Source organism: Pseudomonas sp. R4-34-07, from assembly GCF_003852375.1.
Classification (GTDB): Bacteria; Pseudomonadota; Gammaproteobacteria; order Pseudomonadales; family Pseudomonadaceae; genus Aquipseudomonas.
In genome coordinates, this window is record NZ_CP027760.1 from 509549 (window position 1) to 533379 (window position 23831).

18 protein-coding genes and 1 pseudogene are annotated in these 23831 nt (G+C 60.6%); 8 read left to right on the forward strand and 11 right to left on the reverse strand.

Features of this window, described 5'->3' with window-relative positions:
• Positions 1–7: 7 nt before the first annotated feature.
• From C4J85_RS02175 to C4J85_RS02185, 3 genes are read right to left on the reverse strand one after another with little or no spacing between them, the layout of a single operon-like run.
• Positions 8–277 (reverse strand): phosphopantetheine-binding protein, encoded by a 270-nt coding sequence (locus C4J85_RS02175; RefSeq protein ID WP_034117369.1) that lies wholly within the window; start codon positions 275–277, stop codon positions 8–10.
• Positions 255–1067, reverse strand: a complete 813-nt coding sequence (locus C4J85_RS02180; RefSeq protein WP_124365558.1) for a 1-acyl-sn-glycerol-3-phosphate acyltransferase — start codon at positions 1065–1067, stop codon at positions 255–257. Before C4J85_RS02180 ends, C4J85_RS02175 begins: the two co-directional genes overlap by 23 nt.
• Positions 1043–1762, reverse strand: coding sequence for a beta-ketoacyl synthase chain length factor (locus C4J85_RS02185; RefSeq protein ID WP_124406101.1), 720 nt, complete (start codon positions 1760–1762; stop codon positions 1043–1045). Before C4J85_RS02185 ends, C4J85_RS02180 begins: the two co-directional genes overlap by 25 nt.
• A gap of 315 nt (positions 1763–2077) precedes the next feature.
• Here C4J85_RS02185 and C4J85_RS02190 point away from each other — a divergent pair, with 315 nt between their 5' ends.
• From C4J85_RS02190 to C4J85_RS02200, 3 genes are all read left to right on the forward strand, one after another.
• Complete coding sequence (locus C4J85_RS02190; protein ID WP_124408891.1) at positions 2078–2848, forward strand: ParA family protein; 771 nt, start codon at positions 2078–2080, stop codon at positions 2846–2848.
• 471 nt (positions 2849–3319) lie between these two features.
• Entirely contained in the window at positions 3320–3541 is a 222-nt protein-coding gene (locus C4J85_RS02195) for a DUF6124 family protein (RefSeq protein ID WP_124408892.1), read from the forward strand.
• A 154-nt stretch (positions 3542–3695) separates the two neighbouring features.
• On the forward strand, positions 3696–4829 hold the full coding sequence (locus C4J85_RS02200) for an IS4 family transposase (protein WP_124370322.1): 1134 nt from the start codon (positions 3696–3698) through the stop codon (positions 4827–4829).
• A gap of 215 nt (positions 4830–5044) precedes the next feature.
• On the opposite strand, the gene trxC is transcribed toward C4J85_RS02200, so the two are convergent.
• Positions 5045–5479: a thioredoxin TrxC gene (gene trxC, locus C4J85_RS02205; RefSeq protein ID WP_124408893.1), complete on the reverse strand. Its 435-nt coding sequence runs from the start codon at positions 5477–5479 to the stop codon at positions 5045–5047.
• A 223-nt stretch (positions 5480–5702) separates the two neighbouring features.
• Between trxC and C4J85_RS02210 the strand changes: the two genes are divergently transcribed.
• Both C4J85_RS02210 and C4J85_RS02215 read left to right on the forward strand, forming a co-directional pair.
• Positions 5703–5999, forward strand: coding sequence for a type II toxin-antitoxin system HigB family toxin (locus tag C4J85_RS02210; RefSeq protein WP_124408894.1), 297 nt, complete (start codon positions 5703–5705; stop codon positions 5997–5999).
• The gene (locus C4J85_RS02215; RefSeq protein ID WP_124365564.1) at positions 5996–6397 is read left to right on the forward strand and encodes a type II toxin-antitoxin system HigA family antitoxin; all 402 of its coding nucleotides are present in this window, start codon (positions 5996–5998) and stop codon (positions 6395–6397) included. Before C4J85_RS02210 ends, C4J85_RS02215 begins: the two co-directional genes overlap by 4 nt.
• Before the next feature lie 4 nt (positions 6398–6401).
• Here the strand turns inward: C4J85_RS02215 and selO are convergent, their stop codons facing one another.
• From selO to C4J85_RS27880, 5 genes and pseudogenes are all read right to left on the reverse strand, one after another.
• The gene (gene selO / locus C4J85_RS02220) at positions 6402–7865 is read right to left on the reverse strand and encodes a protein adenylyltransferase SelO (RefSeq protein ID WP_124406107.1); all 1464 of its coding nucleotides are present in this window, start codon (positions 7863–7865) and stop codon (positions 6402–6404) included.
• 49 nt (positions 7866–7914) lie between these two features.
• Positions 7915–11292: a mechanosensitive channel MscK gene (gene mscK / locus C4J85_RS02225; RefSeq protein WP_124408895.1), complete on the reverse strand. Its 3378-nt coding sequence runs from the start codon at positions 11290–11292 to the stop codon at positions 7915–7917.
• 50 nt (positions 11293–11342) lie between these two features.
• Positions 11343–13085, reverse strand: a complete 1743-nt coding sequence (locus C4J85_RS02230) for a potassium/proton antiporter (protein ID WP_124369340.1) — start codon at positions 13083–13085, stop codon at positions 11343–11345.
• 226 nt (positions 13086–13311) lie between these two features.
• Positions 13312–14184 carry a methyl-accepting chemotaxis protein gene (locus C4J85_RS27875; RefSeq protein WP_371850830.1) on the reverse strand — a complete coding sequence of 291 codons (873 nt, stop codon included), beginning with the start codon at positions 14182–14184 and terminating at the stop codon, positions 13312–13314.
• Positions 14167–14991: pseudogene (locus C4J85_RS27880) on the reverse strand (MCP four helix bundle domain-containing protein); the annotation flags it as partial. The gene C4J85_RS27875 and the pseudogene C4J85_RS27880, both read right to left, overlap by 18 nt.
• 223 nt (positions 14992–15214) lie before the next feature.
• Here C4J85_RS27880 and C4J85_RS02240 point away from each other — a divergent pair.
• Both C4J85_RS02240 and C4J85_RS02245 read left to right on the forward strand, forming a co-directional pair.
• A complete protein-coding gene (locus C4J85_RS02240) occupies positions 15215–15445 on the forward strand; it encodes a hypothetical protein (protein WP_124408897.1) in 231 nt (76 codons plus the stop codon).
• Positions 15442–15732 (forward strand): cell division protein ZapA, encoded by a 291-nt coding sequence (locus C4J85_RS02245; protein WP_057724383.1) that lies wholly within the window; start codon positions 15442–15444, stop codon positions 15730–15732. The genes C4J85_RS02240 and C4J85_RS02245 overlap by 4 nt, the downstream gene beginning before the upstream one ends.
• On the opposite strand, the gene C4J85_RS02250 is transcribed toward C4J85_RS02245, so the two are convergent.
• Together C4J85_RS02250 and putA are read right to left on the reverse strand one after the other, a co-directional pair.
• The gene (locus C4J85_RS02250; protein WP_124408898.1) at positions 15729–17531 is read right to left on the reverse strand and encodes an acyl-CoA dehydrogenase; all 1803 of its coding nucleotides are present in this window, start codon (positions 17529–17531) and stop codon (positions 15729–15731) included. The genes C4J85_RS02245 and C4J85_RS02250 overlap by 4 nt on opposite strands.
• Positions 17532–17804: 273 nt before the next feature.
• On the reverse strand, positions 17805–21758 hold the full coding sequence (putA, locus tag C4J85_RS02255; protein WP_124406111.1) for a trifunctional transcriptional regulator/proline dehydrogenase/L-glutamate gamma-semialdehyde dehydrogenase: 3954 nt from the start codon (positions 21756–21758) through the stop codon (positions 17805–17807).
• Between the two features lie 461 nt (positions 21759–22219).
• Between putA and putP the strand changes: the two genes are divergently transcribed.
• Complete coding sequence (putP, locus tag C4J85_RS02260) at positions 22220–23704, forward strand: sodium/proline symporter PutP (protein WP_124365571.1); 1485 nt, start codon at positions 22220–22222, stop codon at positions 23702–23704.
• Positions 23705–23831 lie beyond the last annotated feature (127 nt).

A 23831-nucleotide genomic window follows, 5' to 3' on the forward strand; every position in this document is an offset into this window, starting at 1 on the left:
TCCGGTCTCAAGCTGCCTGTCTGGCCGTGACGAATGCCGCAAGGCTGGCCACGTTGGTGAAGTGATTGCGCGTGTCCTTGGCGTCGGCGTCGATCTTGATGCCGTACGTTTTCTGGATGGCCAGGCCCAGTTCCAGGGCGTCGACCGAATCCAGGCCCAGGCCTTCGCCGAACAGCGTCTGCTCGCTGCCGATGTCGTCGGCACTGATGTCCTCCAGGCCCAGGGCCTCGATGATCAGCGTCTTTATGTCGTGCTCAAGGCGGTGTTGGTCGCTCATCTTCGGCGAGCTCCTTAATGAAATAGTGATGCAGGTAATCGTTGAGCTTGCGTGACGCCTGGGGCGCGGGGCCCAGTGCGGCGAACGCCTGTGGTTCTATATCGGCACCCACGCGCAAACTGAAGTGGAATCGGCATCTGGGAATGCGATACCAGGGCTCGGCCTTGGTCAGGGTGGTGGGGCTGACCTTGATCACCACCGGGGTGATGATTGTCGCACCGCGCAGCGCAATGGCCGCGCCGCCGCGATGAAAGGCAGGTGGCGCGCCGGGTGTGGTGCGGGTGCCTTCGGGAAAGATGATCAGGGTCTGGCCTGCGCGCAGGGCGTCGGCGGCCGCGTCCAGCATGTCGGCGCTGCCGTCGTTACTGATATAGCCGGCATCGCGCACCGGGCCGCGGGTGAACGGGTTCTGAAACAGGCTCTGCTTGACCACACAATTGGTCTGACGCATCAGGCCGATCAGGAACACGACGTCAATCAGCGACGGGTGGTTGGCGACGATCATCTGGCCGGGGCGGCCGAGTTTGTCCGCACCCTCGACGCTGTAGGTGAGGATGCCCAGAAACTTCATCATCCGGATAAAAAACCAGAACAGGCAACTGATGGTGTGGCGCGCGCGTCGTTGATGCTGCCTGGCGTCGCCCGGCAGGCAACTGAGCAGCGGGAATACCAGCAAGCGCAGGCACAGCCCGCCGACACCGAACATAAAGAAGCTGGTGGCTGTGGCGAACAGGCGCCAGTAATAGGCCTGCCGTGGTTTGTCGGTCAGGATTTGCGTCGCCAGTTCCATACTCGGTTCTTCCAGGCATGTTGGCAGGCGCCCTGTTCGGTCAGCAGGGTGCGCAGCAGGTTCAGGGCGTGGGGCCACTGGGTTTGAGTGAGTTGGACAGCGCTGCTGTTTAGTTCCAGTTGCCACTCGTCGCCGGGCGTGAGCAAAAGACCGAGGGCATAGGGGAAGGGCACGTCGGCGATCCAGCTGGCATACGCCTCGGGCGGTTGTTCCTCGGTAATCACCAGCAATACCGCCGGGGCGCCTTCGTTGAGCAACGCGGCGGCTTCGAGCAGGCCGTGTTCGAGGCCATCGCCGGCGGCGGCGAGGGCGGTCATTTCGCTGGTTTCATTGCGCAGGATTGACCACAGGCCAATCACCGCATTGTGCACCGACAGGCTGAACTGGGTCGGCGACAGCGGCTGCTCGTTGGCCAGGTCACTGAGGATGTCGAGGGTGCGCGGGGTCTCGCCGTGGCGCGAGACAAACACCAGGGGCAGCGCTTCACGGCCTTCGGCCAGCGGCCAGCCCACACTGAATGCCATGCGCGCCAGACGGCTCAAGCGTCGGCGCTGCATGGCTGGCAAAAATGACACATCCGGGGAGGCATCGCTGGCGGGCAGCAACACCGGGTCCCGGCACCAGGCCAGCCAGTCGTCCGCACGCTCCAGGCCAGGGGCCCAGGCGCGCCATTGGGCGATGTTGAAGTTGATCACTGAGAAGTTATCCCGCCCCTGCGGGCTTCCATGTGCGGCCAATGGCCCCGGATTCCGGGACAGAGGGCAATGGCCGAATGGCGCGCATTATCCCGGTGCCGTGGGCTTCTAGCAAATATTGGTAAAAATTTGTTCACGACGGATCACGAATAAATTGGACGAATTCACAAATTGTGCGCGATAGAGGGCCGAACTGGATTGTCGGAGCGTTCCCTTTCATTTGTGGGCCAGGCACAGCGTATGGATGAACGAGGTAGCTAACCGGCGCTTTTGCGCTCTACACTCGGTCATTCATTGATACACGGAGGTTTTCCCATGCGGCGCGTGGTGTTCAATCAGAAAGGCGGCGTGGGCAAGTCCAGCATCGCCTGCAACCTGGCGGCGGTCAGCGCCAGCGAAGGTTATCGAACCCTGTTGGTGGACCTCGATGCACAGGCCAACTCCACCCAGTACCTTACGGGGCTGACCGGCGACGATATCCCCATGGGGATCGCCGACTTTTTCAAGCAAACCCTGTCTTCCGGGCCGTTTTCGAAGAAAAACAAGGTGGATATCTACGAAACGCCGTTCGACAACCTGCACGTCATCACGGCCACCCCGGAACTGGCAGACCTGCAGCCCAAGCTTGAGGCCAAGCACAAGATCAACAAGCTGCGAAAGCTGTTGGATGAGTTGAGCGAGGATTACGACCGCATTTACCTGGATACGCCACCGGCGTTGAATTTCTATGCGGTGTCGGCGCTGATTGCCGCTGATCGTGTGCTGATTCCCTTTGATTGCGACAGCTTCTCGCGCCAGGCCTTGTATGGCCTGTTGGCTGAAATCGAAGAATTGAAGGAAGACCACAACGAAGGCCTGGAAGTCGAAGGCATTGTGGTCAACCAGTTCCAGGCCCGGGCGAGCCTGCCGCAGCAGATCCTCGACGAATTGATTGCCGAAGGCTTGCCGGTATTGCCGGTGTACCTGGCCAGCTCCGTGCGCATGCGCGAGTCGCACCAGGAGAACAAGCCGCTGATTCATCTGGACCCACGGCATAAGCTGACGCTGCAGTTTGTGGAACTGCACAACTTGCTGGAAAACACCTGATCTCAAGCACTACACAGATCCAATGTGGGAGGGGGCTTGCTCCCGATAGCGGTGTGCCAGCCAGCTTATCTGTAGCTGACCCACCGCAATCGGGGGCAAGCCCCCTCCCACATTTGGATTGCATTCCAGTTGGGTTTCTGGGACTTGTCCTACGTAGGCTGTAGGAGCGGTCTGGCAGCAGGGGATGGGCCTTGTAACCTTGCCTACAGCTACGCCAGAATCCGCCGGCTTGTGCGTCTGGATGGGCATCTCTAAGGTTTGCCGGTCGCTGAATGTTCAGTGATCGGGTTTAGTAGCCCGTGGTGAGACGTACGGTAAATCGTCGGTCAGGACTCTCCTGAATTTGATGGTGGCTGTACGGAGGGCGCTTTCGGGCGCGCCGGTTGAGTCTCCCCGGTCTACTAACCTGCGTACAGCTGCCACCCTCCGTTTAGTAGCGGGTTGGTTGCGGCTTCTGCCCGGAGACGATTCATGGTTAACCTCTATACCGTTACACCCAACCTGCCCACCGAAACCCTCGTGCTCAACAGCTACGAAACCTTCGCCTCAGTCCGCACCTTATTACTCAACCTGTCCAACGACCTCACCGGCGAACACCGCGACGTGGCCCTGGCCATCCATCAATTGAGTGAGCTTGGCGTCATGCTGGTCAGCCAAATGATGGACCGCCAAGCCCCACTGGCCCAAGGCTGAAACGCGGTCAACATGTGGGAGGGGGCTTGCTCCCGATGGCAGAGTGTCAGGCACTTAAGTGTCACTGAACCACCGCTATCGGGAGCAAGCCCCATATGCGCTAACCAAACCCCAAAAGATATAATCAAGTCTGACTCTTTAGGATGCGAGAGCAGTGACAATAGACCCAACACAAAAACTGAATGAAGACTGGCCCAAGCTCCTGGCACTACTACCGCCTGGATGGGAAGCCAAGGCAAAAGAGCTGGGGGCCCTGAAGTTCGGTCGCCGATTCAGCGGGCCAGAGAGTCTATTGCGCACATTATTGATGTACATGAGCGCCGATTGCTCGATGGTCGAAACGGTAGAGCGAGCGCGTACAGGGAAATTGCTGGAGTTATCAGACGTGGGCCTTCTCAAGAGGGTCAACAAATCGGGGGCCTGGCTAGGTTGGATCACAGAGCAGTTGATCCAACAATCGCCGGTCGCGGCCATGCAATGCCCGGCGCTGCTGGGGAGACGAATACTGGCTGCTGATGGCAGTGTCGTAATGGAGCCTGGCGCGGTCACCTCAACATGGCGGCTGCATTACACGATGGATATCAGCACGTTGCGTTGCTGTGAAGTGCAAGTGACACCGTCCAAAACAGGCGAATCGTTGACTCGGTTTTCGGTGCAGCAGGGCGATGTTTTCATCGCGGATCGAGGGTTTGCCAACCGGCGTGGAGTCAATCATGTACTCAATGCAGGCGGTGACATCCTGGTACGAATGAACCTGAGCAGCCTGCCGCTTAGCGATGAGCAAGGGTCGCCTTTTGAGCAACTGGCGCGACTACGGACCTTGCAGCCAGGGCAAACGGGCGAGTGGGCAGCTGTGATGAAAGGTTCAAAGGGGGATATTGCAGTACGTGTGTGCGCCTATCGAAAAACCGACGAGCAGCGATCGCAAAGCGAGTGCAAGCTCAAGAGAGTCGGGCAAAAAAAGCAGAAGCAATTGAAACCTGAAACGATGGAAGCGGCCGGTTACGTGGTGCTGGTAACAACCTTGGACTGCCTGGATACGCAGGAGGTTTTGGCTCTCTATCGGCACCGTTGGCAGGTGGAGTTGGCGTTCAAGCGGATGAAGTCATTGCTGGGGTTATCCCACCTCAGAAAGAAAAATCCGGAAGGCGCAAAAGCATGGTTGCAAGGGAAATTATTAGTGGCTTGCCTGATTGAGCGGTTAATCGCAGCGGGCGAGCATTTTTCCCCTATCGAGGGAGACGAGACAGAAAAAGGAAGTGCCGCCACTCCGTTGTCACTGGCGTGAGATGGCCTTTATTTACTGGCTACTTTGCAGCGCGATCAATCCCCACTTGTCGTTGTTTACGTGTATCGAGAAGTGGGGAGATATCAGCCAGGCACTGCGTGAATCCCCACGAAAACGAGGACGCCAGCAGGACGAGTTGTGGGGAGGGAGGTTTGGTTAGCGCATATGGGAGCAAGCCCCCTCCCACACTGTCCTGTGGTGCTTTCCTGATCGGGTTACACGCCTTGGCTGCGCAACCAACCCATCAATTGCGGCAACGGAAACGCCCCACTCTGGCGCGCTACTTCGCGGCCATTCTTGAACAGAATCAAACTGGGAATCGAGCGAATCCCCAGCTGCGCCGACAACTGCTGATTGGCCTCGCTGTCCAGCTTGGCCAGCCGGCACTTGCCTTCCAACTGCCCGGCGGCCTGTTCAAATACCGGCGCAAACGACTTGCACGGCCCGCACCACTCCGCCCACACATCCACCAGCAACGGCAGGTCACCCTTGATCTGGCTGGCGTAGTCGCCCTGTTTCAATTCAAAAGGTTTGTTCAGTAAAACCGGCTGCTTGCAGCGCCCGCATTTTGGAGCATCACCCAGGCGTTCGCCGGGGATGCGGTTGAGGCCGTTGCAATGTGGGCAAGGGATTACGAGAGGTTCAGACATCGGAGGCTCCTGGGGACTGGCCAATAGGTTGTATCTGGTGCCGAGGCTGAGATTTATCAAGGCTGGGTGCAGAGACTCATTCGCTCACAGTTTTGCCCGCGCTGCGGTGAGTCGTCTGTCTAGGCTTTTTGGTGTGCGCCACCGGTCTGTTTTTGGTTATAGCAAATTGCGATAGTCCGGATTCAGGCTTAACCTTCATAGCAAGATGCGATAAGGACGTTGCATGCGAGTGATCAGTGAAAAAAGGATCTGGGAAGCCAAGGAAAAATGGCCGCGTTCAGCAACGGCTCTGGATCAGTGGTACTGCGTCATCAAGCGCAACAACCCCGCAGACTTCGCTGCAATGAAAGCCATGTTTCCCGCGACCGACAAGGTGGGCGAATTTCATGTGTTTGATATTGGCGGTAACAAGCTGAGGCTGATTGCGTCGGTGCAGTATCGGGCGCAACGCGTTTACATCAAGCATCTGCTTGACCATCGCGATTATGAGAAAGACAAATGGAAGGAAAAAATCAGATGAGCGCGCTTATGCGAGTAGCGGCAAAGCATTGGGAATACGTTGCGCCTGTGCTGCGCAAGCCGCAAAACGAGGCAGACTACGACGCACTGGTCTGCGGTTTGGATGAGCTGTTGAGCCTGGTGGGCGATGACGAAGACAGTCCGCTGATGAGCCTAGTCGATATTTTCAGCGACTGGATCGAAGCCTACGACCGTGAACATCGTCCAATGCCAGTGGCCAGCGGTGTTGATGTGCTGCGCTACATGATGCGCGAGCACAATCTCACTCAGAGCGACCTTCCGGGGGTTGGGGCGCAATCAGTCGTCTCTGAGATATTGAGCGGAAAACGCCAGCTTAACGTGCGCCAAATTCGGTGGTTGGCCGAGCGCTTCGGGGTCTCCGTGGAGACCTTTATCTAAAGGCTCAAGACGAACAACTGATCTCCAGATGCTTGCCCCAATCCGGCGGCCGCTGTGCGTACTGTTCCATTCCCGCTTGTTCCTCAAACGGCTTGGTCAGTACCTCATGCAGCCGTCGCACTTCGCTGTAGTCCCCGGACTCGGCGGCGGTGATAGCGTTTTGTGCGAGGTAGTTGCGCAGAATGTACAGCGGGTTCACGGCATGCATGCGTTCACGGCGCTGTGTCTCGCTGTCGTCCCCGTCTCGGGCAACACGGGCCTTGTACAGCTCGGCCCAGGCATCGAAACCGGCCAGGTCGACAAAGTCATCGCGTAGCCGCGTGACTGCCAAGGCTGCCGACTCATCGCCAAGACGTCGGAAAAACAGCGTGTAATCCACGCCGCTGTTCTGCATCAGCTTGAGCAAGCGTTCCACCAGCTGCTGGTCGTCGTCTTCGGCGATGGTCAGGCCCAACCGGCGACGCATCAGGTCCAGGTAGTGCGCTTGATACAGCGGCAGGTACAGGCCGAGCGCTTCTTTGAGCGCGTCAACGCTGATGAACGGCGTCAGTGCCTGGGCCAGAGCGCTGAGGTTCCACTGCCCGATCGGCACCTGGTTGCTGAACGAGTAACGCCCTTCGTGATCCGAGTGGTTGCAGATGAAGTGCGCATCGAAATCGTCCAGAAACGCAAACGGCCCGAAGTCGAAGGTGATGCCCAGGATCGACATGTTGTCGGTGTTCATCACGCCATGGCAGAAGCCATAGGCCTGCCATTTGGCGATCATCTCGGCATTGCGCTCGACGATTTCACGGAACATCGCAAGATACGGCTCAGGCTGTTCCCGGCACTCGGGGTAATGCAGGTTCAAGACGTGTTCAGCCAGCTCGGCCTGCTGTTCGGGCTGCTTGGTGTAATAGAAATATTCGAAATGCCCGAAGCGGATATGGCTGGATGCCAGGCGCAACACCATCGCCCCGCGTTCCTGCTTCTCACGCCACACCGGCGTGCTGGAGCCGATCACGCACAAGGCGCGGCTGCTGGGAATGCCCAAAGCATGGAGCGCTTCGGAGGCAAGGAACTCACGGATCGAGGAGCGCAATACCGCACGCCCGTCGCCCATGCGCGAGTAGGGCGTCATGCCGGCGCCCTTGAGGTGCAGGTCCCAATGCTCGCCGGCCTGGTTATACACCTCGCCCAGCAGCAACCCTCGGCCATCGCCCAGTTGCGGGGTGTAGCCGCCGAACTGGTGCCCGGAATAGACCATCGCCCGCGGTTCCGCTTCGGCCCATAGCTTGTGCCCGCCAAACAGTTCGGCAAATACGGGCGTTTCGGCCACGGCCGGGTCAAGGTCGAGCAGGGCCATGGCGGCGTTGCTCGCCACCACCAGGCGCGGCTCGTCGAGGGGCTCGGGCAGCACGTGGGTTGAGAACGCGTCGCCCAGGCGTGCGAAGCGGTTGTCGAAGGTCAGTTCGTCGAGGGCTTTCACCGGCCATCTCCAGCAGGATGCCCCCAACGTTTTGCTGGGGGGTAATTCGTTAGTCGAGTTTGCTCGGCGGTGGTTCAGGCGCGTCTGCGATCTTTCCGGCGGGCGGCTCGGGGGTGTCCTGCTCGGGCGCGACGATGGTCTTGTGCTCGTCTTCCACCGGAACCAGTTTGTATTCGTGGCCTTGCATGTTTTTCAGGTACACCTCCATCTGCCTGAACGAGATGTTGATGTGCTGTTTCTTGAACTCACGGTTGATAAAGCGGTTGACCTCGTCCAGCACAGGGTTGCGGTCGCCCAGGTCGCGCACATGCATGCGCAGCTCGTGGTCGAGGGTGCTTTCGCCGAAGTTGAGGAAATACACGTGGGGCTCGGGCTCTTTGAGTACCCGTGGGTTTTCCTTGGCGGCCTTGAGTAACAATTCCTTCACCAGATCCAGGTCGGAGCCGTAGTCCACGCCCAGTTTCAAGGTGACGCGAGTGATGGTGTCGGTCAGCGACCAGTTGATCAGTTGCCCGGTAATGAAGGTCTTGTTCGGGACAATGATGTCCTTGTTGTCGAAATCGGTGATGGTGGTGGCGCGAATGCGGATCTTGCTCACCGTGCCCGACAGGTTGCCGATGGTGATGGTATCGCCGATGCGCACGGGGCGTTCGAACAGGATCATGATGCCGGAGATGAAGTTGGCGAAGATTTCCTGCATGCCGAAGCCCAGGCCTACCGACAGCGCGGCCACCAACCATTGCAACTTGTCCCAGCTCACGCCCAGGGTGGACAAGGTGGAGACAAAACCTACGCCGGCAATCACATAGGACAGCAATGTTGTGGTGGCATAGGCGCTGCCTTGTGCGAGCTCCAGTTTGGACAGCACCAATACTTCGAGTAGACCGGGCAGGTTGCGCGCCAGGGCGAAGGTGATACCGATGATGATCAGCGCGCCGAGCATGTCGCCGATGCTGATTGGCACCATGCTGATATTCGAGCCGGTGCCGCTGGTGTATTCGTACAGCGTGACGTTATCGAGGTAGGAAAATACCGAGATCAGGTCCGACCAGACCCAGTACAGGGCTGCGATAAAGCCCCCGAGCAAGGCCAGGCGGATCAGGCGCAAGGATTGTTCGTTGACCTTTTCGATGTCCAGGGTGGGCTCTTCCACCACCGCTTCGCCTTCACCTGCTTCCTTGGCGGCCTGGCGCTTGGCCAGGGCGCGCGCATAGGCCAGGCGTCGGGCGGCAACGCTCAGCCAGCGCACGAAGGTGGCTTCGATTACCAGCCAGAACATCAGCAGGTACAGGGTGTTGATCAAACGGTCGCTGAGTTTCAGTGCGGTGTAGTAGTAGCCAAAGCACACGGCAATAAACAATGCGACGGGCAGGGCGGTGAAGACCAGCCCGATCGTCTTGCGAAACAGCGAGGCTTTTTCATGGGTGGGGCTGTTCAGCAGCAGGCGACTGAGCAACCACGCCATCAGCGCGTAGCAGGTGAGGACCACGGCGATGCCCAGCACGTCTTCGGCGAGCGCCGCCGGTTGGTGCTCGGCGATGGCCACCACGGCCACCAGGGCCAGTACCACCAGCCCGAGCTTGCGTACCCAGCCTTGCAGGAATTCGACCTGGGGTTTTTCCCAGCGAAAGTGCAGCTCGGCCACGCCGCCGGGCGCCAGGATGCGGTAAGCGGTGTAGAACACCAGCCAGGCTTGGGCAATCTGCAGCAGCGCCGAACCCAGGTTGGCGTTTTGCCCACGGGCGTCGATCTGCAACGCATAGCCGCACAGCGCCAGGCCCAGGGACACCGGCATCGCCAGCAGAATATTGATCAGGATCGCCTGGGGCGTGTGCCACTGGCTGTCGCGCTTGAAGTGACCGATGTCCAGGTGAACTTTGTTGAGGCGCTGATACAACGCCTTGCGCCGCCACAGCAGCGCGCCGATCAACAGCAGCAGCGGCAGGAACAGCCACGGGCGCTGAGTCAGGCCGTCATACAGTTCGCTGACGCTGGAGGCCCAGGGCAGGGTGGTGACTTGCTTGCTCAGGTGCGCCGGTACGGTTTCCAGCCACTCGGTGTCCAGCGGCTTGTTGCTCGGGATCCAGAACATCTGCTCATCGAGCGTGGCGCGCAGGGTGGTCGCGGTGCTCAGCAGTTGTTTCTGGTTCAGTTGCAGGGTGATGGATTCGTTGAGCAGCGCGCTCAATTCACGGCTCAGGCGCTCCAGCAGATCGCTGCGGGTAATTGCCAGTTCCAGCAGGGTGCGACGCAATTGCGGGGTGACGTCGTCCGGCGGCTGGTTGACCAGCAGGTTATCCACATACGCGCTGGGCGAGCTGATCAGCTCGCGCTGCTGGTTGACCTCGAACTGGTACAGGCGAATGTTGGCGATGTCGTCGGCCAGGTCGCGGTCGACGGTCAGGCGTGGCAGCGCCTGTTTCTGCTTGTAGAGGATCTTGGACAGCAGCAGGCTGCCCTTGAGCACGTTGATCTGCTCGTCCAGCGCCGAATCGCTTTGGGTGACGGTGTCCAGTTGCTGCTTGGTCTGCAGGTTTTTCTGGGTCAGGTCGTTGAGGCGGTCGGTGCTCTTGAGCAAGTAGTCGGAGAGCTTCAGGTTGGCCGCGCTTTCCGTGGCCAGCAGGCTGCTGCCGCCGGCTTTCTGCGCTTCGATGGACTGTTGGGTCACCGTCTGCTGGGACTGGGCCAGGCGTTTCTGGTTGATCAGGGTTTGCAGGTCCTGGATTTCCTGCTCCAGGCGCGCGGTTTTTTCCTGGATCAGGTCGTGCTGGCTGTTGCCCAGGTCTTGCAGCTGGCTGTTGCCGGCCAGCTCCTGGCGGCGCAGGGGGATCAGCGCATTCAGGGCGGCGAGTTCGGCGTTGAGCTGGTTGCGCTGGTCGGCGCTGAGGGCTTTGCCGTTGTCTTTGCCGGTCTTGAGGGTCGCATTGATCTGCTGGATGCGCGTCTGGCTGCTGCTGATTTCGGTTTGGGCGCGCTCGGGGCGGGTTTGGGCGGCGATGGTCAGGCTATTGGCGTCGGCCAGTTCTTTTTGCAGATCACCTTGCTGGGTGGTGCGTTGCACCAGCAATTGTTCAAGCTGCGGCACGGGCAGGCTGGCGTAGCGTTGGGCCACCGGGATGATTTTGGTGGCCTTGAGCCGAGTCAGCTCGCGCTGGTTGTCCGTCGTCTGGCGCGGGGCATCTTCCAGCTGGCGCTTGAGGTCTGCCAGGCGCTGCTCGTACTCTTGCTTGTTAGCCAGGAACGTCAGGGTCTGTTGCAGGATGCTCTGCAACGCCTTCATGTCGGCGTCGGGCAGCTTGCGGTCGGGCAGTTTGTCCAGGGTTTGCTGGACGGCGTCGGCGCTGGGTGGGTCGGCCGCGTGAACGGTGCCAACACAAAGAGTCAGGCCCAGCAGGGCAGTGGCGAGAAAAGTGCGCAGGATTGGCATAGAGACCGGTCGAGCTAGATGAAGAATCGGGGGCGTTGTGGCCCCGCAGTTTAGAGGAAGAGACCGGGGCCCGGGCGACTTCCTTCGGGGAATCTGACGCCGACTTTGCCAATCTTGTTCCCGTCCATGACTGCGACGGTCCAGATGGTGTTGTTCCACTCCACCTGGTCGCCCACCACCGGCGCGCCGCCGACTTTCTGGGTGATGAAGCGGCTCAACGGCATGTCCGGGTCGATACCCTCGAGCTTGAGCCCGTACAAGGCCGACACCGCGCCGAGCTGGGCGTCGCCTTCGAGTACGAAGTCGCCGAAGAAGCGCAGGTCGAGGCCGCGTTGCGGGGCCTGGCTGAACAGTTTGCCCAGGGCCGGCAGGTTATGTTCATGGCCGATGACGCAGAGCAAATCATCGACTTCCAGTACCGTACTACCCGACGGGTGGAGCAATTGCTGGCCACGGAACAGCGCCGCGATCCGCGTGCCCTCGGGCATTTTCAACTCGCGCAGGGCGGCGCCGATGCACCATTTCTCTGCGCCCAGGCGGTAGACGAACAGCTCCCACTCGCTGGTGACGTGCACTTCCAGGGCCGCGCGGGAAATTGGTGCCGGGTCTGGCGGTACGGTGACTTTCAGCAACTTGGCCACCCACGGCAGGCTGGTGCCCTGCACCAGCAGCGACACCAGTACGATAAAGAACGCCAGGTTGAAGTACAGCTGGGCATGGGGCAGGCCGGCCATCAGCGGGAACACCGCGAGGATGATCGGCACCGCGCCGCGCAGGCCGACCCAGGCGATAAAGGCTTTTTCCCGGCCGTGGAACGCCTTGAAGGGCAACAGGCCGACCATCACCGACAGCGGCCGTGCAAACAGGATCATCCACAGTGCCAGGCCCAGCGCCGGCAGGGCGATCGGCAGCAAGTCATGGGGCGTGACCAGCAGGCCCAGCACCAGGAACATGCCGATCTGCGCCAGCCAGGCCATGCCGTCGAGCATATGCAGGATGCCATGACGGCTGCGCACCGGACGGTTGCCGATCACCAGGCCGCACAGGTACACGGCGAGAAAGCCGCTGCCGTGCAAGGCGTTGGTCAGCGCAAAGACGAACAGGCCGCCGGCGATCACCAGGATCGGGTACAGGCCGGTGGCCAGGTTGATGCGGTTGACCATCTGCAGCATCAGCCAGCCGCCGCCCAGGCCGACCAGGCCGCCGATACCGAACTCGCGGACCAGGTGGGTCAGCAGGCTCCAATGCAGGCCGGTCTGGCCGCTGGCGAGCATGTCGATCAAGGTCACGGTGAGGAACACCGCCATCGGGTCGTTGCTGCCGGATTCGATTTCCAGGCTGGCGGTCACCCGTTCGTTCAGGCCCTTGCCGCCCAGCAGCGAGAACACGGCTGCGGCGTCGGTGGAGCCGACGATGGCGCCGATCAGCAAGCCCTGCACGATGTTGAGGTCGAACAGCCAGGCCGCGGCCATGCCAGTGAGGCCGGTGGTGATCAACACGCCCACCGTGGCCAGGGACAACGCAGGCCAGAGTGCCACGCGGAAACTCGCCACCCGCGTGCGCAAACCGCCGTCGAGCAGGATCACGGCCAGCGCCAGGTTGCCCACCAGGTAGGCGGTCGGGTAGTTATCGAAGATGATGCCGCCGCCATCGACGCCGGCGATCATGCCCACGGCCAGGATGATCACCAGGATCGGGATGCCCAGGCGCGACGACAGAGAACTCACCAGAATGCTCGCACTCACCAGCAACGCGCCGATCAAGAACAGGCTGTTGATGGTCGTCGCATTCAAAGGCAGTACTCCAGAGCAGGGAAAGACAGGGCGCAAACTGACCATGCAGTCTGCGTGCCAGGGATTCTAACCTGTTGAATTGCTGCGCTGTCAAAAGATCGTTCCCACGCTCTGCGTGGGAACGCCTCATTGGACGCTGCGCGTCCGCTCTTGACGTCGTGACGCAAAGCGTCACCTGAGGCATTCCCACGCGGAGCGTGGGAACGATCAAAGCCAGTGCAGTCAGTCAGAGCCGGAAGCGGCCCACCATGCCGTTGAGGTCCACTGCCAGGCGCGACAACTCGCTGCTCGCCGCGCTGGTCTGGCTGGCGCCTGTCGCCGATTGCACCGACAGATCGCGGATATTCACCAGGTTACGGTCGACTTCCCGTGCGACCTGCGCCTGTTCTTCCGCTGCACTGGCGATCACCAGGTTGCGCTCGTTGATCTCGACAATTGCCGTGTTGATGGTATCCAGCGACATTCCTGCGCCCTTGGCGATGTTCAGCGTGGATTCGGCGCGCTCAGTGCTGTTGCGCATCGAATCCACCGCATGCTCGGTGCCGGCCTGGATGCTGCCGATCATGCGCTCAATCTCGCTGGTGGACTGCTGGGTGCGATGGGCCAACGCGCGTACCTCGTCCGCCACTACCGCAAAACCACGCCCGGCCTCACCGGCCCGCGCCGCTTCGATGGCCGCGTTGAGGGCCAGCAGGTTGGTCTGGTCGGCCAGGCCACGGATCACGTCCAGCACTTTGCCGATATCGCGGGATTCATTGGCCAACTCACCGATCAAGGTCGCGGTGGCTTGCACGTCGCCGCTCATGCGTTCGATGGCGCTGACGGTTTCCTGCACCAGGTCACGGCCATCACCGGCCGAGGTGGTGGCGTTACGCGAGGCTTCGGAGGTGCTCACGGCATTACGGGCGACTTCCTCGACAGCGCTGGTCATCTCGTTCACGGCGGTGGCGGCCTGTTCGATCTCATTGTTCTGCTGGGTCAGGCCACGCGCGCTTTCGTCGGTGACGGCGTTGAGCTCTTCGGCGGCCGACGCCAGTTGCGTGGCGGAGCCGGCGATGCGTTGCAGGGTGTCGCGCAGTTTGTCCTGCATCTTCGCCATGGCGGCGAGCAGGCGGCCGGCCTCATCGTTGCCGTCGACTTTGATCGGGCGCGTGAGGTTGCCTTCGGCCACTTCTTCGGCCGCTTCCAGCGCTTGGGAAATCGGTACGGTGATGCTGCGAGTCAACAGCCAGGCGAACAACAGGGTCAGCGCGGTGGCGATCACCAGCAGGCCCACGACCATGTTGAACGCCAGGTCGTACTGGTCTTTGGCTTGCTGGTTGGTGTCCAGGGCCATGCTGTTATTGATTTCCAGCAGGCGGCCGAGCACCGCATTGACCTGCTCGGAGTTGTTCAGCAGTTCGGTGTTGAGCAGGACACGCAATTCGTCGACCTGGTTGGCCCGGGACAGGCTTTTCATGCGCTCTTCGATCTGATGGTACTGGGCCAGCAATCGCACGTATTCATCGTAGGTCGTACGTTCTTCGCGGCTCTCGATCAGCTTTTCATACACGCCCTGGGCGGTGCGGATCTGCTGGTTGCGCACGTCGAAGGCTTCCAGGGTTTTTTGCTGTACCTCCGGCTCGCGGTTGGTGAGCAAGCGGTACGACAACACGCGCAGGCGCAAGGTCAGCTGGGTGAATTCGTCGAGGGCGCGGATGCTTGGCACGCTGGACAGGGTGATGTCTTCGGTGGCAGCACGGATCTTGCTCATCTGGTTGAGGGCGAACACGCCGAGAAACAACATCAACGCGCCGATAAACGCGAAGCCGAGGAAAGCCCTCGGGGCGATATTCATATTACGAAGAGACATGCTGGAATCCTGGGGAGAAGCGCGATCCATGCGGCCATGAGACGGGGTGTGCATCGCGTATCGGCCCTGCGACTAAAGTCTTAAGGGGGCGCGCGCTTTTGTCGCAGCTGACCGGGGGTTGCACGGATTCAGGAACCAGATTGGGTAATTGCAGTCACTAAGGCTCGAAAGCGCGGCCCGGCCCTTGAACATCGGGCTGCGCGCCGGGGATAACCCTGGCATCCGAGGTGAATTTTCTTTATCGTCACCGCCCTTTTAAAAAGCCCGAGAAATCAAAATGTTAGAAACATCCCTCAGCCAACTGGAACAACTGGTCAACGACCTGGTACAGCAGAACCAGGACCTGCTGAGCAGCAACGAATCCCTCAAGGCGCAGCTGGCCCAGGCCAAGGACGAAAACGACAGCCTGCAACTGAACCTGATGGAACAGGAAGAAAAGCATGGCGCCACCGCTGCCCGCATCCAGGCACTGGTAGAGCGTGTGAGCGCAGGGCCTGTCAGCGCATGAATGAAGGGATAAAGGTCGTTTCGATTCTCGGTGAGGATTACTCGATCAAGGCGCCGGCCGGGGAAGACCAGACCCTGATGCACGCCGTGACCATGCTCAAGGCTTCCCTGGCCACGACCAAGAAAAAGTACCCGACCCTCATTGGTGACAAATTATTGGTATTGGCCGCGCTGAACCTGTGCGCCGAGCAGATCGAAATGCAGCAGGCTCACCAACAGGAACTCGACCGTTACCAAGAGCAAGTCAGCGCCACGGTCGAGGTGATTTCCAAGGCGATCCAGCCTTAGAACCACGCATCCTGCATCCCCAGGCACGTATCGTCGCGTGCCTCCAGGATCGCCAGTTCATGATGGCAGCTTGGTACTTCCCAGGTCAGGAAGTACCGGGCGGCCTGGAGCTTGCCTTTATAGAAGGCCACATCGGCCGCATTGCCCTTGGCCAGACCTTCTTCGGCGCGAATCGCCTGTTCCAGCCAGCGCCAGCCAATCACCGTGTGCCCGAACACTTTCAGGTACAGCGCCGAGTTCGCCAGGCTGCTGTTGATCTTGCCCTGGGCGAGATCGCTGAGCAGGCCGAGGGTGACCGTTTGCAGGCGATTGACCAATTGCTCCAGCGGTTCCCTCAGCGCGTTGAGCGTTGGGTATGGCTGCGCCCGAGCACCTGTCTCGGCGATCAGTCGAATCAATTGCTTGAGCCCGGCCCCGCCGTTCTGCGCCAACTTACGCCCAAGCAGGTCCAGGGACTGGATGCCATGGGTGCCTTCGTGGATCGGATTCAGGCGGTTATCGCGGTAGTACTGCTCGACCGGGTACTCGCGGGTATAGCCATGGCCGCCGAGAATCTGGATCGCCAGTTCGTTGGCCTTGAGGCAGAACTCCGACGGCCAGGATTTGACGATGGGGGTCAGCAGGTCCAGCAACTCGTGGGCTTGTTTGCGTTCGGTTTCGCTTGGCAGGGTGGTGGTGTCGTCGAACAGGCGTGCGGCGTACAGGCCCAGGTCGAAGGCGCCTTCCACGTAGGCTTTTTGCGTGAGCAGCATACGCTTGATATCGGCGTGCTGGATGATCGACACCGGCGCGGTGCTTGGGTCTTTGCTGTCCGGCAGGCGGCCTTGCGGACGCTCGCGGGCGTACTCCAGCGAGTAGAGATAGCCCGCGTAACCGAGCATCACCGCGCCCATGCCGACGCCGATCCGTGCCTCGTTCATCATCTGGAACATGCAACTCAGGCCCTGGTGCGGTTTGCCCACCAGATAGCCGACACAGTTGCCGTTATCGCCAAAATTGAGTGCTGTGGACGTGGTGCCGCGCCAACCCATCTTGTGAAACAGCCCGGCCAGCAGTACGTCGTTGCGCTCGCCCAGGCTGCCGTCAGCGTTGACCAGGAATTTGGGCACGATAAACAGCGAAATGCCCTTCACCCCGGCCGGTGCATCGGGCAGCTTGGCCAGCACCATATGCACGATGTTTTCCGACAGCGGATGGTCGCCACCAGAGATGAAGATCTTGTTGCCCTTCAGGCGATAGCTGCCGTCAGCCGCAGGCTCCGCACGGGTACGAATATCCGACAGGGATGAGCCAGCATGTGGCTCGGTCAAGGCCATGGTGCCGAAGAAGCGGCCTTCGATCATCGGTTGCAGGAAGCGCTGTTTCTGCTCCTCGGTGCCGAAGCTTTCGATCAGGTTGGCGGCGCCCATGGTCAGGAACGGGTAAGACGTAGAGGCCGCGTTGGCGGATTGGAAGTGAGCGAAGCAGGCCTGGGACAGCAGAGTCGGCAACTGCATGCCGCCGGCTTCGAAGCTGCGGGCGGCATTGAGGAAACCGGCTTCCAAGAAGGCATCCACCGCCGGTTTCACTTCCGGAATCAGAATCGCCTTACCGTCTTCGTAGCGCGGTTCGTTTTCATCGTTCTTGCGGTTGTGAGGCGCGAAGTACTTTTCGGCAATGTTGCGCGCTGTGCTGATGGCGGCGTCGAAGGTTTCGCGGTTGTGCTCGGCAAACCGCTCGCGCTGGGTCAGGCCTTCGGCATCGAGGACTTCATACAGCTCGAAAGCCAGATTGCGGGAACTGAGCAGCGTCTCGGACATGGCGGCTTACCTTTGGAGGAATGGCCCGAGTCTAAGTGTGCGAATAGAAGCTGGATAGCAAGATTGATCTGGGTGATGGAGGAGCAAAACGCAGGCAGGGAATTGAACTGAGGCCAAATGTGGGAGGGGGCTTGCCCCCGATAGCAGTGTGTTTAAGATCGTTCCCACGCTCTGCGTGGAAACGCCTCTCTTGACGCTCCGCGTCACGCTTCTGGACGCAGAGCGTCCTTGAGCTGCGTTCCCACGCGGAGCGTGGGAACGATCAGCCCGCGTTTAACCGATGGTCATCAGGCTCGCATTACCGCCGGCAGCAGCGGTGTTAACGCTCAACGCCCGCTCGATCACCAACCGCTCCAGGGCAATGGACGTCTCACCCTGGGATAAACCATGCACCCCAACAATCGCCCCACCGCGCTGCGCCACTTGCTGGCACACCGCACGCAGTTGGTCGGAATCACCGTGATGCAGGACAGCGTCGAACACCACGTCGTCCTTGGTCCAGTCGGCCACGCGCTTGATCTTCGCCTGAATATCTTTCGGCAGGCGTGGGAACACGGCCTTGGTTAGTTCGGTTTCCGGCCATACCGCCGAACCGCCTACCGCCAATACCGCAGCGAGTTGGGTCAGCAGGTCACCTTCCACTTCCGCCAGGCACAGCACGTGTTCACGCGGCAGGATCGCATAGCTGTTGCGCTCGCCGGTCGGGCCGGCCAGTTGGCGGGTGATACCGCTTTGCGACTGGGCGGCGAATTGGCTGCACAGGGCGCTCAGTTCGCTGAAGTTGTGGCTGTCGGCCCAGGTTTTCAACGCGGTCAGCGGTTGGCTCATGGCGTCGCGCAGGCGCAGGTCCGGTGCAGTCAATGCGTCGCCACGTACGAAGGATTGCTCGATCGCATCGGTAGGACGAGTCGACAGCAGGCGGTACAGGTACAGCGGGCCACCGGCTTTCGGGCCGGTACCCGACAGGCCTTCGCCGCCGAACGGCTGCACGCCCACCACGGCACCCACGATGTTTCGGTTGACGTAGACGTTACCGGCATTGACGTTGTCGATCACCTTGGCGATGGTCTCGTCGATGCGGGTGTGCACACCCAGGGTCAGGCCGTAGCCGGAGGCATTGATCTGGCCGATGAGCTGGTCGATCTCTTTGCGCTTGTAGCGCACCACGTGCAGCACCGGGCCGAAGATTTCGCGTTGCAGCTCGTCGAAGCTTTCCAGTTCGATCAGGGTGGGCATCACGAAGGTGCCACGCTTGATCTCTTCGCCATCGGCGATCGCCACCTGATAAACGTTGCGGCCTTTGTCGCGCATGGCCTGGATGTGTTTCTCGATACCAGCCTTGGCTTCGGCGTCGATCACCGGGCCGATATCCACCGACAGGCGTTCCGGGTTACCCAGGCGGCATTCCGCCATGGCGCCCTTGAGCATTTCAATGACGCGGTCTGCCGAATCTTCCTGCAGGCACAACACGCGCAGGGCCGAGCAACGTTGGCCGGCGCTGTCGAAGGCCGACGACACCACGTCAATCACCACTTGTTCGGTGAGCGCCGAGGAATCCACGATCATGGCGTTCTGGCCACCGGTTTCGGCGATCAGCGGAATCGGACGGCCCTGGGCATCCAGGCGACCGGCGACATTGCGTTGCAGCAAGCGCGCAACCTCGGTGGAGCCAGTGAACATCACGCCTTTGACACGATCATCACCGACCAGGCGGGCACCGACGCTCTCGCCCTGGCCTGGCAGCAATTGCAGCACGCCTTGCGGAATACCGGCTTCGAGCAGGATGCGCACGGCCTGGGCTGCGACCAGCGGGGTTTGTTCGGCCGGTTTGGCCAGCACCGGGTTACCGGCAGCCAATGCCGCCGCGACCTGGCCGCTGAAGATCGCCAGCGGGAAGTTCCAGGGGCTGATGCACACCACCGGACCCAACGGGCGGTGGGCGTCGTTGGTGAAATCATTACGCGCCTGCACCGCGTAGTAGCGCAGGAAGTCCACGGCTTCGCGCACTTCAGCGATGGCATTGGCGAAGGTCTTGCCGGCTTCACGGGCCAGCAGGCCCATCAATGGCTGGATCTCGCCTTCCATCAGGTCGGCGGCGCGTTCCAGAATTGCGGCGCGTTCGGCGGGCGGGGTGGCCTGCCAGATCGGCGCGGCGCTGATGGCGCACTGGATGGCATTGTCGACGTCTTCGACGGTGGCCTCCTGAACGTGACCGACCACATCGCGCACGTCGGACGGGTTCAGCACCGCTGCAGCCGGTTGCTCGCTGGCGGCGCAACCGAGCATCGGCGCGGCTGTCCAGTTGTTGTGAGCAGTGGCCAGCAGGGCGCAGGACAACGATGCCAGGCGATGCTCGTTGGCCAGGTCGATACCGGCCGAGTTGGCGCGGTCGCTGCCGTACAGGTCACGCGGCAGCGGGATACGCGGGTGCGGCAGGCCGAAGCCGCCTTCCGCTGTCGCCATCTGCTCGATGTTCGCCACTGGATCGGCTACCAGCTCCTGAATCGAGATGGAGTGGTCGGCGATGCGGTTGACGAACGAGGTGTTCGCACCGTTTTCCAGCAAGCGGCGCACCAGGTACGCCAGCAGTGTTTCGTGAGTGCCGACCGGTGCGTACACGCGGCACGGACGGTTCAGCTTGCCTTCGGAAACTTTGCCCACCACTTGTTCGTACAGCGGTTCACCCATGCCGTGCAGGCATTGGAACTCGTACTGGCCGGGGTAATAGTTCTGACCGGCAATGTGATAGATGGCCGACAGCGTATGGGCGTTGTGCGTGGCGAACTGCGGGTAGATGGCTTCCGGCACCGACAGCAGTTTGCGTGCGCAGGCAATGTAGGAAACGTCGGTGTACACCTTGCGGGTGTACACGGGGTAGCCTTCCAGGCCTTCAACCTGGGCGCGCTTGATTTCGCTGTCCCAGTACGCGCCTTTGACCAGACGGATCATCAGGCGGTGGCGGCTGCGGCGTGCCAGGTCGATCACGTAGTCGATCACGTAAGGGCAACGCTTCTGGTAGGCCTGGATCACGAAACCGATACCGTTCCAGCCAGTCAGTTGCGGCTCGAAGCACAGGCGCTCGAGCAGGTCCAGGGACAACTCGAGGCGGTCGGCTTCTTCGGCATCGATGTTCAGGCCGATGTCGTATTGCTTGGCCAACAGGGTCAGCGACAACAGGCGCGGGTACAGTTCGTCCATCACCCGCTCGTACTGCGCGCGGCTGTAACGCGGGTGCAGGGCGGAGAGCTTGATGGAGATGCCTGGGCCTTCATAGATCCCACGGCCGTGGGACGCTTTGCCGATGGAGTGAATGGCTTGTTCGTACGAAGCCAGGTACTTCTGGGCGTCGTGTTCGGTGAGGGCGGCTTCCCCGAGCATGTCGTAGGAATAGCGGAAGCCCTTGGCTTCGAACTTGCTCGCGTTGGCCAGGGCTTCGGCGATGGTCTCGCCGGTGACGAACTGTTCACCCATCAGGCGCATGGCCATGTCGACGCCCTTGCGGATCATCGGCTCGCCGCTTTTGCCGATGATGCGGCTCAGGGACGAGGTCAAGCCTGCTTCGTTATGGGTCGCGACCAGTTTGCCGGTCAACAGCAGGCCCCAGGTAGCAGCATTGACGAACAGCGACGGGCTGTTGCCCAGGTGGGGGTGCCAGTTGCCGGTGCTGATCTTGTCGCGAATCAGCGCATCGCGCGTGCCTTTGTCGGGGATGCGCAGCAGCGCTTCGGCCAGGCACATCAGCGCCACGCCTTCCTGGGACGACAGGGAAAATTCCTGCAGCAGGCCCTGAACGATACCGGCACGGCCGCCAGCGCTTTTCTGGTTGCGCAATTTTTCCGCAATCGTGGCGGCCAGCTTGTTGGTGGCTTCGGCCATCTCTACCGGCAGGCGCGCCTGCTCGATCAGCATCGGCACCACTTCCGGCTCGGGGCGACGGTAAGCGGCGGTGATCGAGGCGCGCAGTACCGATTGCGGCAGGATGCTCTCGGCGAACTCAAGGAAGCACTGGTGGGCGTGGTCATGCTGGACTTCGCCAGCGTCGTCGGCATCCTTGCTGCCCGAGCCGTTGAGCTCGGAAAGGGTTGCACCACCCTCGAGTTTCTCCAGGTAATTGAAAATTGCCTGTTTGATCAGCCAGTGCGGCGTGCGATCAATGGAGGACGCGGCGGCCTTCAGGCGCTCGCGGGTCGGGTCGTCGAGTTTGACCCCAAGGGTGGTCGTAGCCATTTTCTTATCCTCATGGGTGCCACTACCGAGTGGCATCTGCTGGCGGCAAGATTAGCCTCGCCCATGAAGAGGTGCAACCGGGTGCAACCCTTTTTATTCAGGAAATTTCCGACGGTTGATCGGAAAAATTCCGGCCTTCTCTCGAATTGACTTCTTGTTGGTGCATTTGCTTCTGAGATGGATTGTTCTTGCTCCGAAAAGGAGCAAAAAACCGGTGTTTGTCCTGACATCCGCGTAGGTGCAACTTATTCGCGAGAAACTGGTTGCACCTTATTTGCTTTGTTGAATAGCATTCGCGCACCAAGGTGCAACCACTTCCACAGGTCGGTTCATCGGCTGGCGGCTTTCCTGGGGAAACGCCAGTCATAAATGCGCGGCAGGCAGCATCGTTTACCGGTTAACCACCGGTAGCGGGCTGACAGACCGTCGCTACATAAAAACAAAGCCAGGGCGTCACTTCTATGAGCGTTAGTAATCCCACCCTGATCACGTTCGTGATCTACATCGCAGCAATGGTACTGATCGGCTTGATGGCCTATCGCTCCACCAATAACCTTTCCGATTACATCCTGGGCGGTCGCAGCCTCGGTAGCGTGGTGACCGCTTTGTCCGCCGGCGCTTCCGATATGAGCGGCTGGTTGTTGATGGGCCTGCCGGGCGCGATCTACATGTCGGGCTTGTCGGAAAGCTGGATTGCTATCGGCCTGATCGTCGGTGCCTACCTCAACTGGCTGTTCGTGGCCGGCCGCCTGCGCGTGCAGACCGAACACAACGGCGACGCCCTGACCCTGCCGGATTACTTCTCCAGCCGCTTCGAAGATAAAAGCGGGCTGCTGCGGATCATCTCCGCTGTGGTAATCCTGGTGTTCTTCACCATTTACTGCGCCTCCGGCATCGTGGCCGGTGCCCGCCTGTTCGAAAGCACCTTCGGCATGTCCTACGAAACTGCCCTGTGGGCCGGTGCCGCAGCGACCATTGCCTACACCTTTGTTGGCGGTTTCCTGGCGGTCAGCTGGACCGATACCGTGCAAGCCACACTGATGATCTTCGCGTTGATCCTGACGCCGATCATCGTACTGCTGGCGACCGGCGGCGTGGACACCACCTTCCTGGCCATTGAAGCCAAGGACCCGACCAGCTTCGACATGCTGAAAAACACCACCTTCATCGGCGTTATCTCGCTGATGGGCTGGGGGCTGGGTTATTTCGGCCAGCCGCACATCCTCGCGCGGTTCATGGCGGCGGATTCGGTAAAGTCGATTGCCAACGCGCGTCGCATCTCCATGACCTGGATGATCCTGTGCCTGGGCGGCACCGTGGCGGTGGGCTTCTTCGGCATCGCTTACTTCTCGGCGCATCCTGAGGTGGCCGGTCCCGTGACCGAAAACCCTGAGCGCGTGTTTATCGAACTGGCCAAGATCCTGTTCAACCCATGGATTGCCGGTGTATTGCTGTCGGCCATCCTGGCGGCTGTCATGAGTACCCTGAGCTGCCAATTGCTGGTGTGCTCCAGCGCCCTGACCGAAGATTTCTACAAGGCATTCCTGCGCAAGGGCGCGTCCCAGCTTGAGCTGGTGTGGGTCGGTCGGATCATGGTGCTGGTGGTGGCCTTGATCGCCATCGCCATGGCCGCCAACCCGGAAAACCGCGTACTGGGCCTGGTCAGCTACGCCTGGGCCGGTTTCGGCGCCGCCTTCGGGCCTGTGGTGCTGATCTCGGTGATCTGGAAAAACATGACCCGCAACGGCGCACTGGCCGGCATCCTGGTCGGCGCGATCACCGTTATCGTGTGGAAACACTTCGAAGTGCTGGGCCTGTACGAAATCATCCCAGGCTTCATCTTCGCCAGCCTGGCGATCTACTTCGTGAGCAAGATGGGTGCACCGACTGCCGGTATGGTCGAGCGCTTTGATGCTGCGGAAAAAGATTACAACCTCAATAAGTAATACAGCCGGGCGCTGGACGCTCGATGAGTTAACAAAAAGGCCCGCGTCCTACGGATGGCGGGTCTTTTTTTGCCTGTGATTTACGACGCTCCGAGGAGGATTCCGACGTTCGCGTGTAGGGTTTTAC

Bases quoted from the DNA above. Each gene is read 5' to 3' on its own strand.
- C4J85_RS02175 (WP_034117369.1), bottom strand. From the start codon at position 277: ATGAGCGACCAACACCGCCTTGAGCACGACATAAAGACGCTGATCATC.
- C4J85_RS02180 (WP_124365558.1), bottom strand. From the start codon at position 1,067: ATGGAACTGGCGACGCAAATCCTGACCGACAAACCACGGCAGGCCTAT.
- C4J85_RS02190 (WP_124408891.1), top strand. From the start codon at position 2,078: ATGCGGCGCGTGGTGTTCAATCAGAAAGGCGGCGTGGGCAAGTCCAGC.
- C4J85_RS02195 (WP_124408892.1), top strand. From the start codon at position 3,320: ATGGTTAACCTCTATACCGTTACACCCAACCTGCCCACCGAAACCCTC.
- trxC (WP_124408893.1), bottom strand. From the start codon at position 5,479: ATGTCTGAACCTCTCGTAATCCCTTGCCCACATTGCAACGGCCTCAAC.
- C4J85_RS02210 (WP_124408894.1), top strand. From the start codon at position 5,703: ATGCGAGTGATCAGTGAAAAAAGGATCTGGGAAGCCAAGGAAAAATGG.
- C4J85_RS02215 (WP_124365564.1), top strand. From the start codon at position 5,996: ATGAGCGCGCTTATGCGAGTAGCGGCAAAGCATTGGGAATACGTTGCG.
- mscK (WP_124408895.1), bottom strand. From the start codon at position 11,292: ATGCCAATCCTGCGCACTTTTCTCGCCACTGCCCTGCTGGGCCTGACT.
- C4J85_RS27875 (WP_371850830.1), bottom strand. From the start codon at position 14,184: ATGGCGAAGATGCAGGACAAACTGCGCGACACCCTGCAACGCATCGCC.
- C4J85_RS02240 (WP_124408897.1), top strand. From the start codon at position 15,215: ATGTTAGAAACATCCCTCAGCCAACTGGAACAACTGGTCAACGACCTG.
- C4J85_RS02245 (WP_057724383.1), top strand. From the start codon at position 15,442: ATGAATGAAGGGATAAAGGTCGTTTCGATTCTCGGTGAGGATTACTCG.
- C4J85_RS02250 (WP_124408898.1), bottom strand. From the start codon at position 17,531: ATGTCCGAGACGCTGCTCAGTTCCCGCAATCTGGCTTTCGAGCTGTAT.
- putA (WP_124406111.1), bottom strand. From the start codon at position 21,758: ATGGCTACGACCACCCTTGGGGTCAAACTCGACGACCCGACCCGCGAG.
- putP (WP_124365571.1), top strand. From the start codon at position 22,220: ATGAGCGTTAGTAATCCCACCCTGATCACGTTCGTGATCTACATCGCA.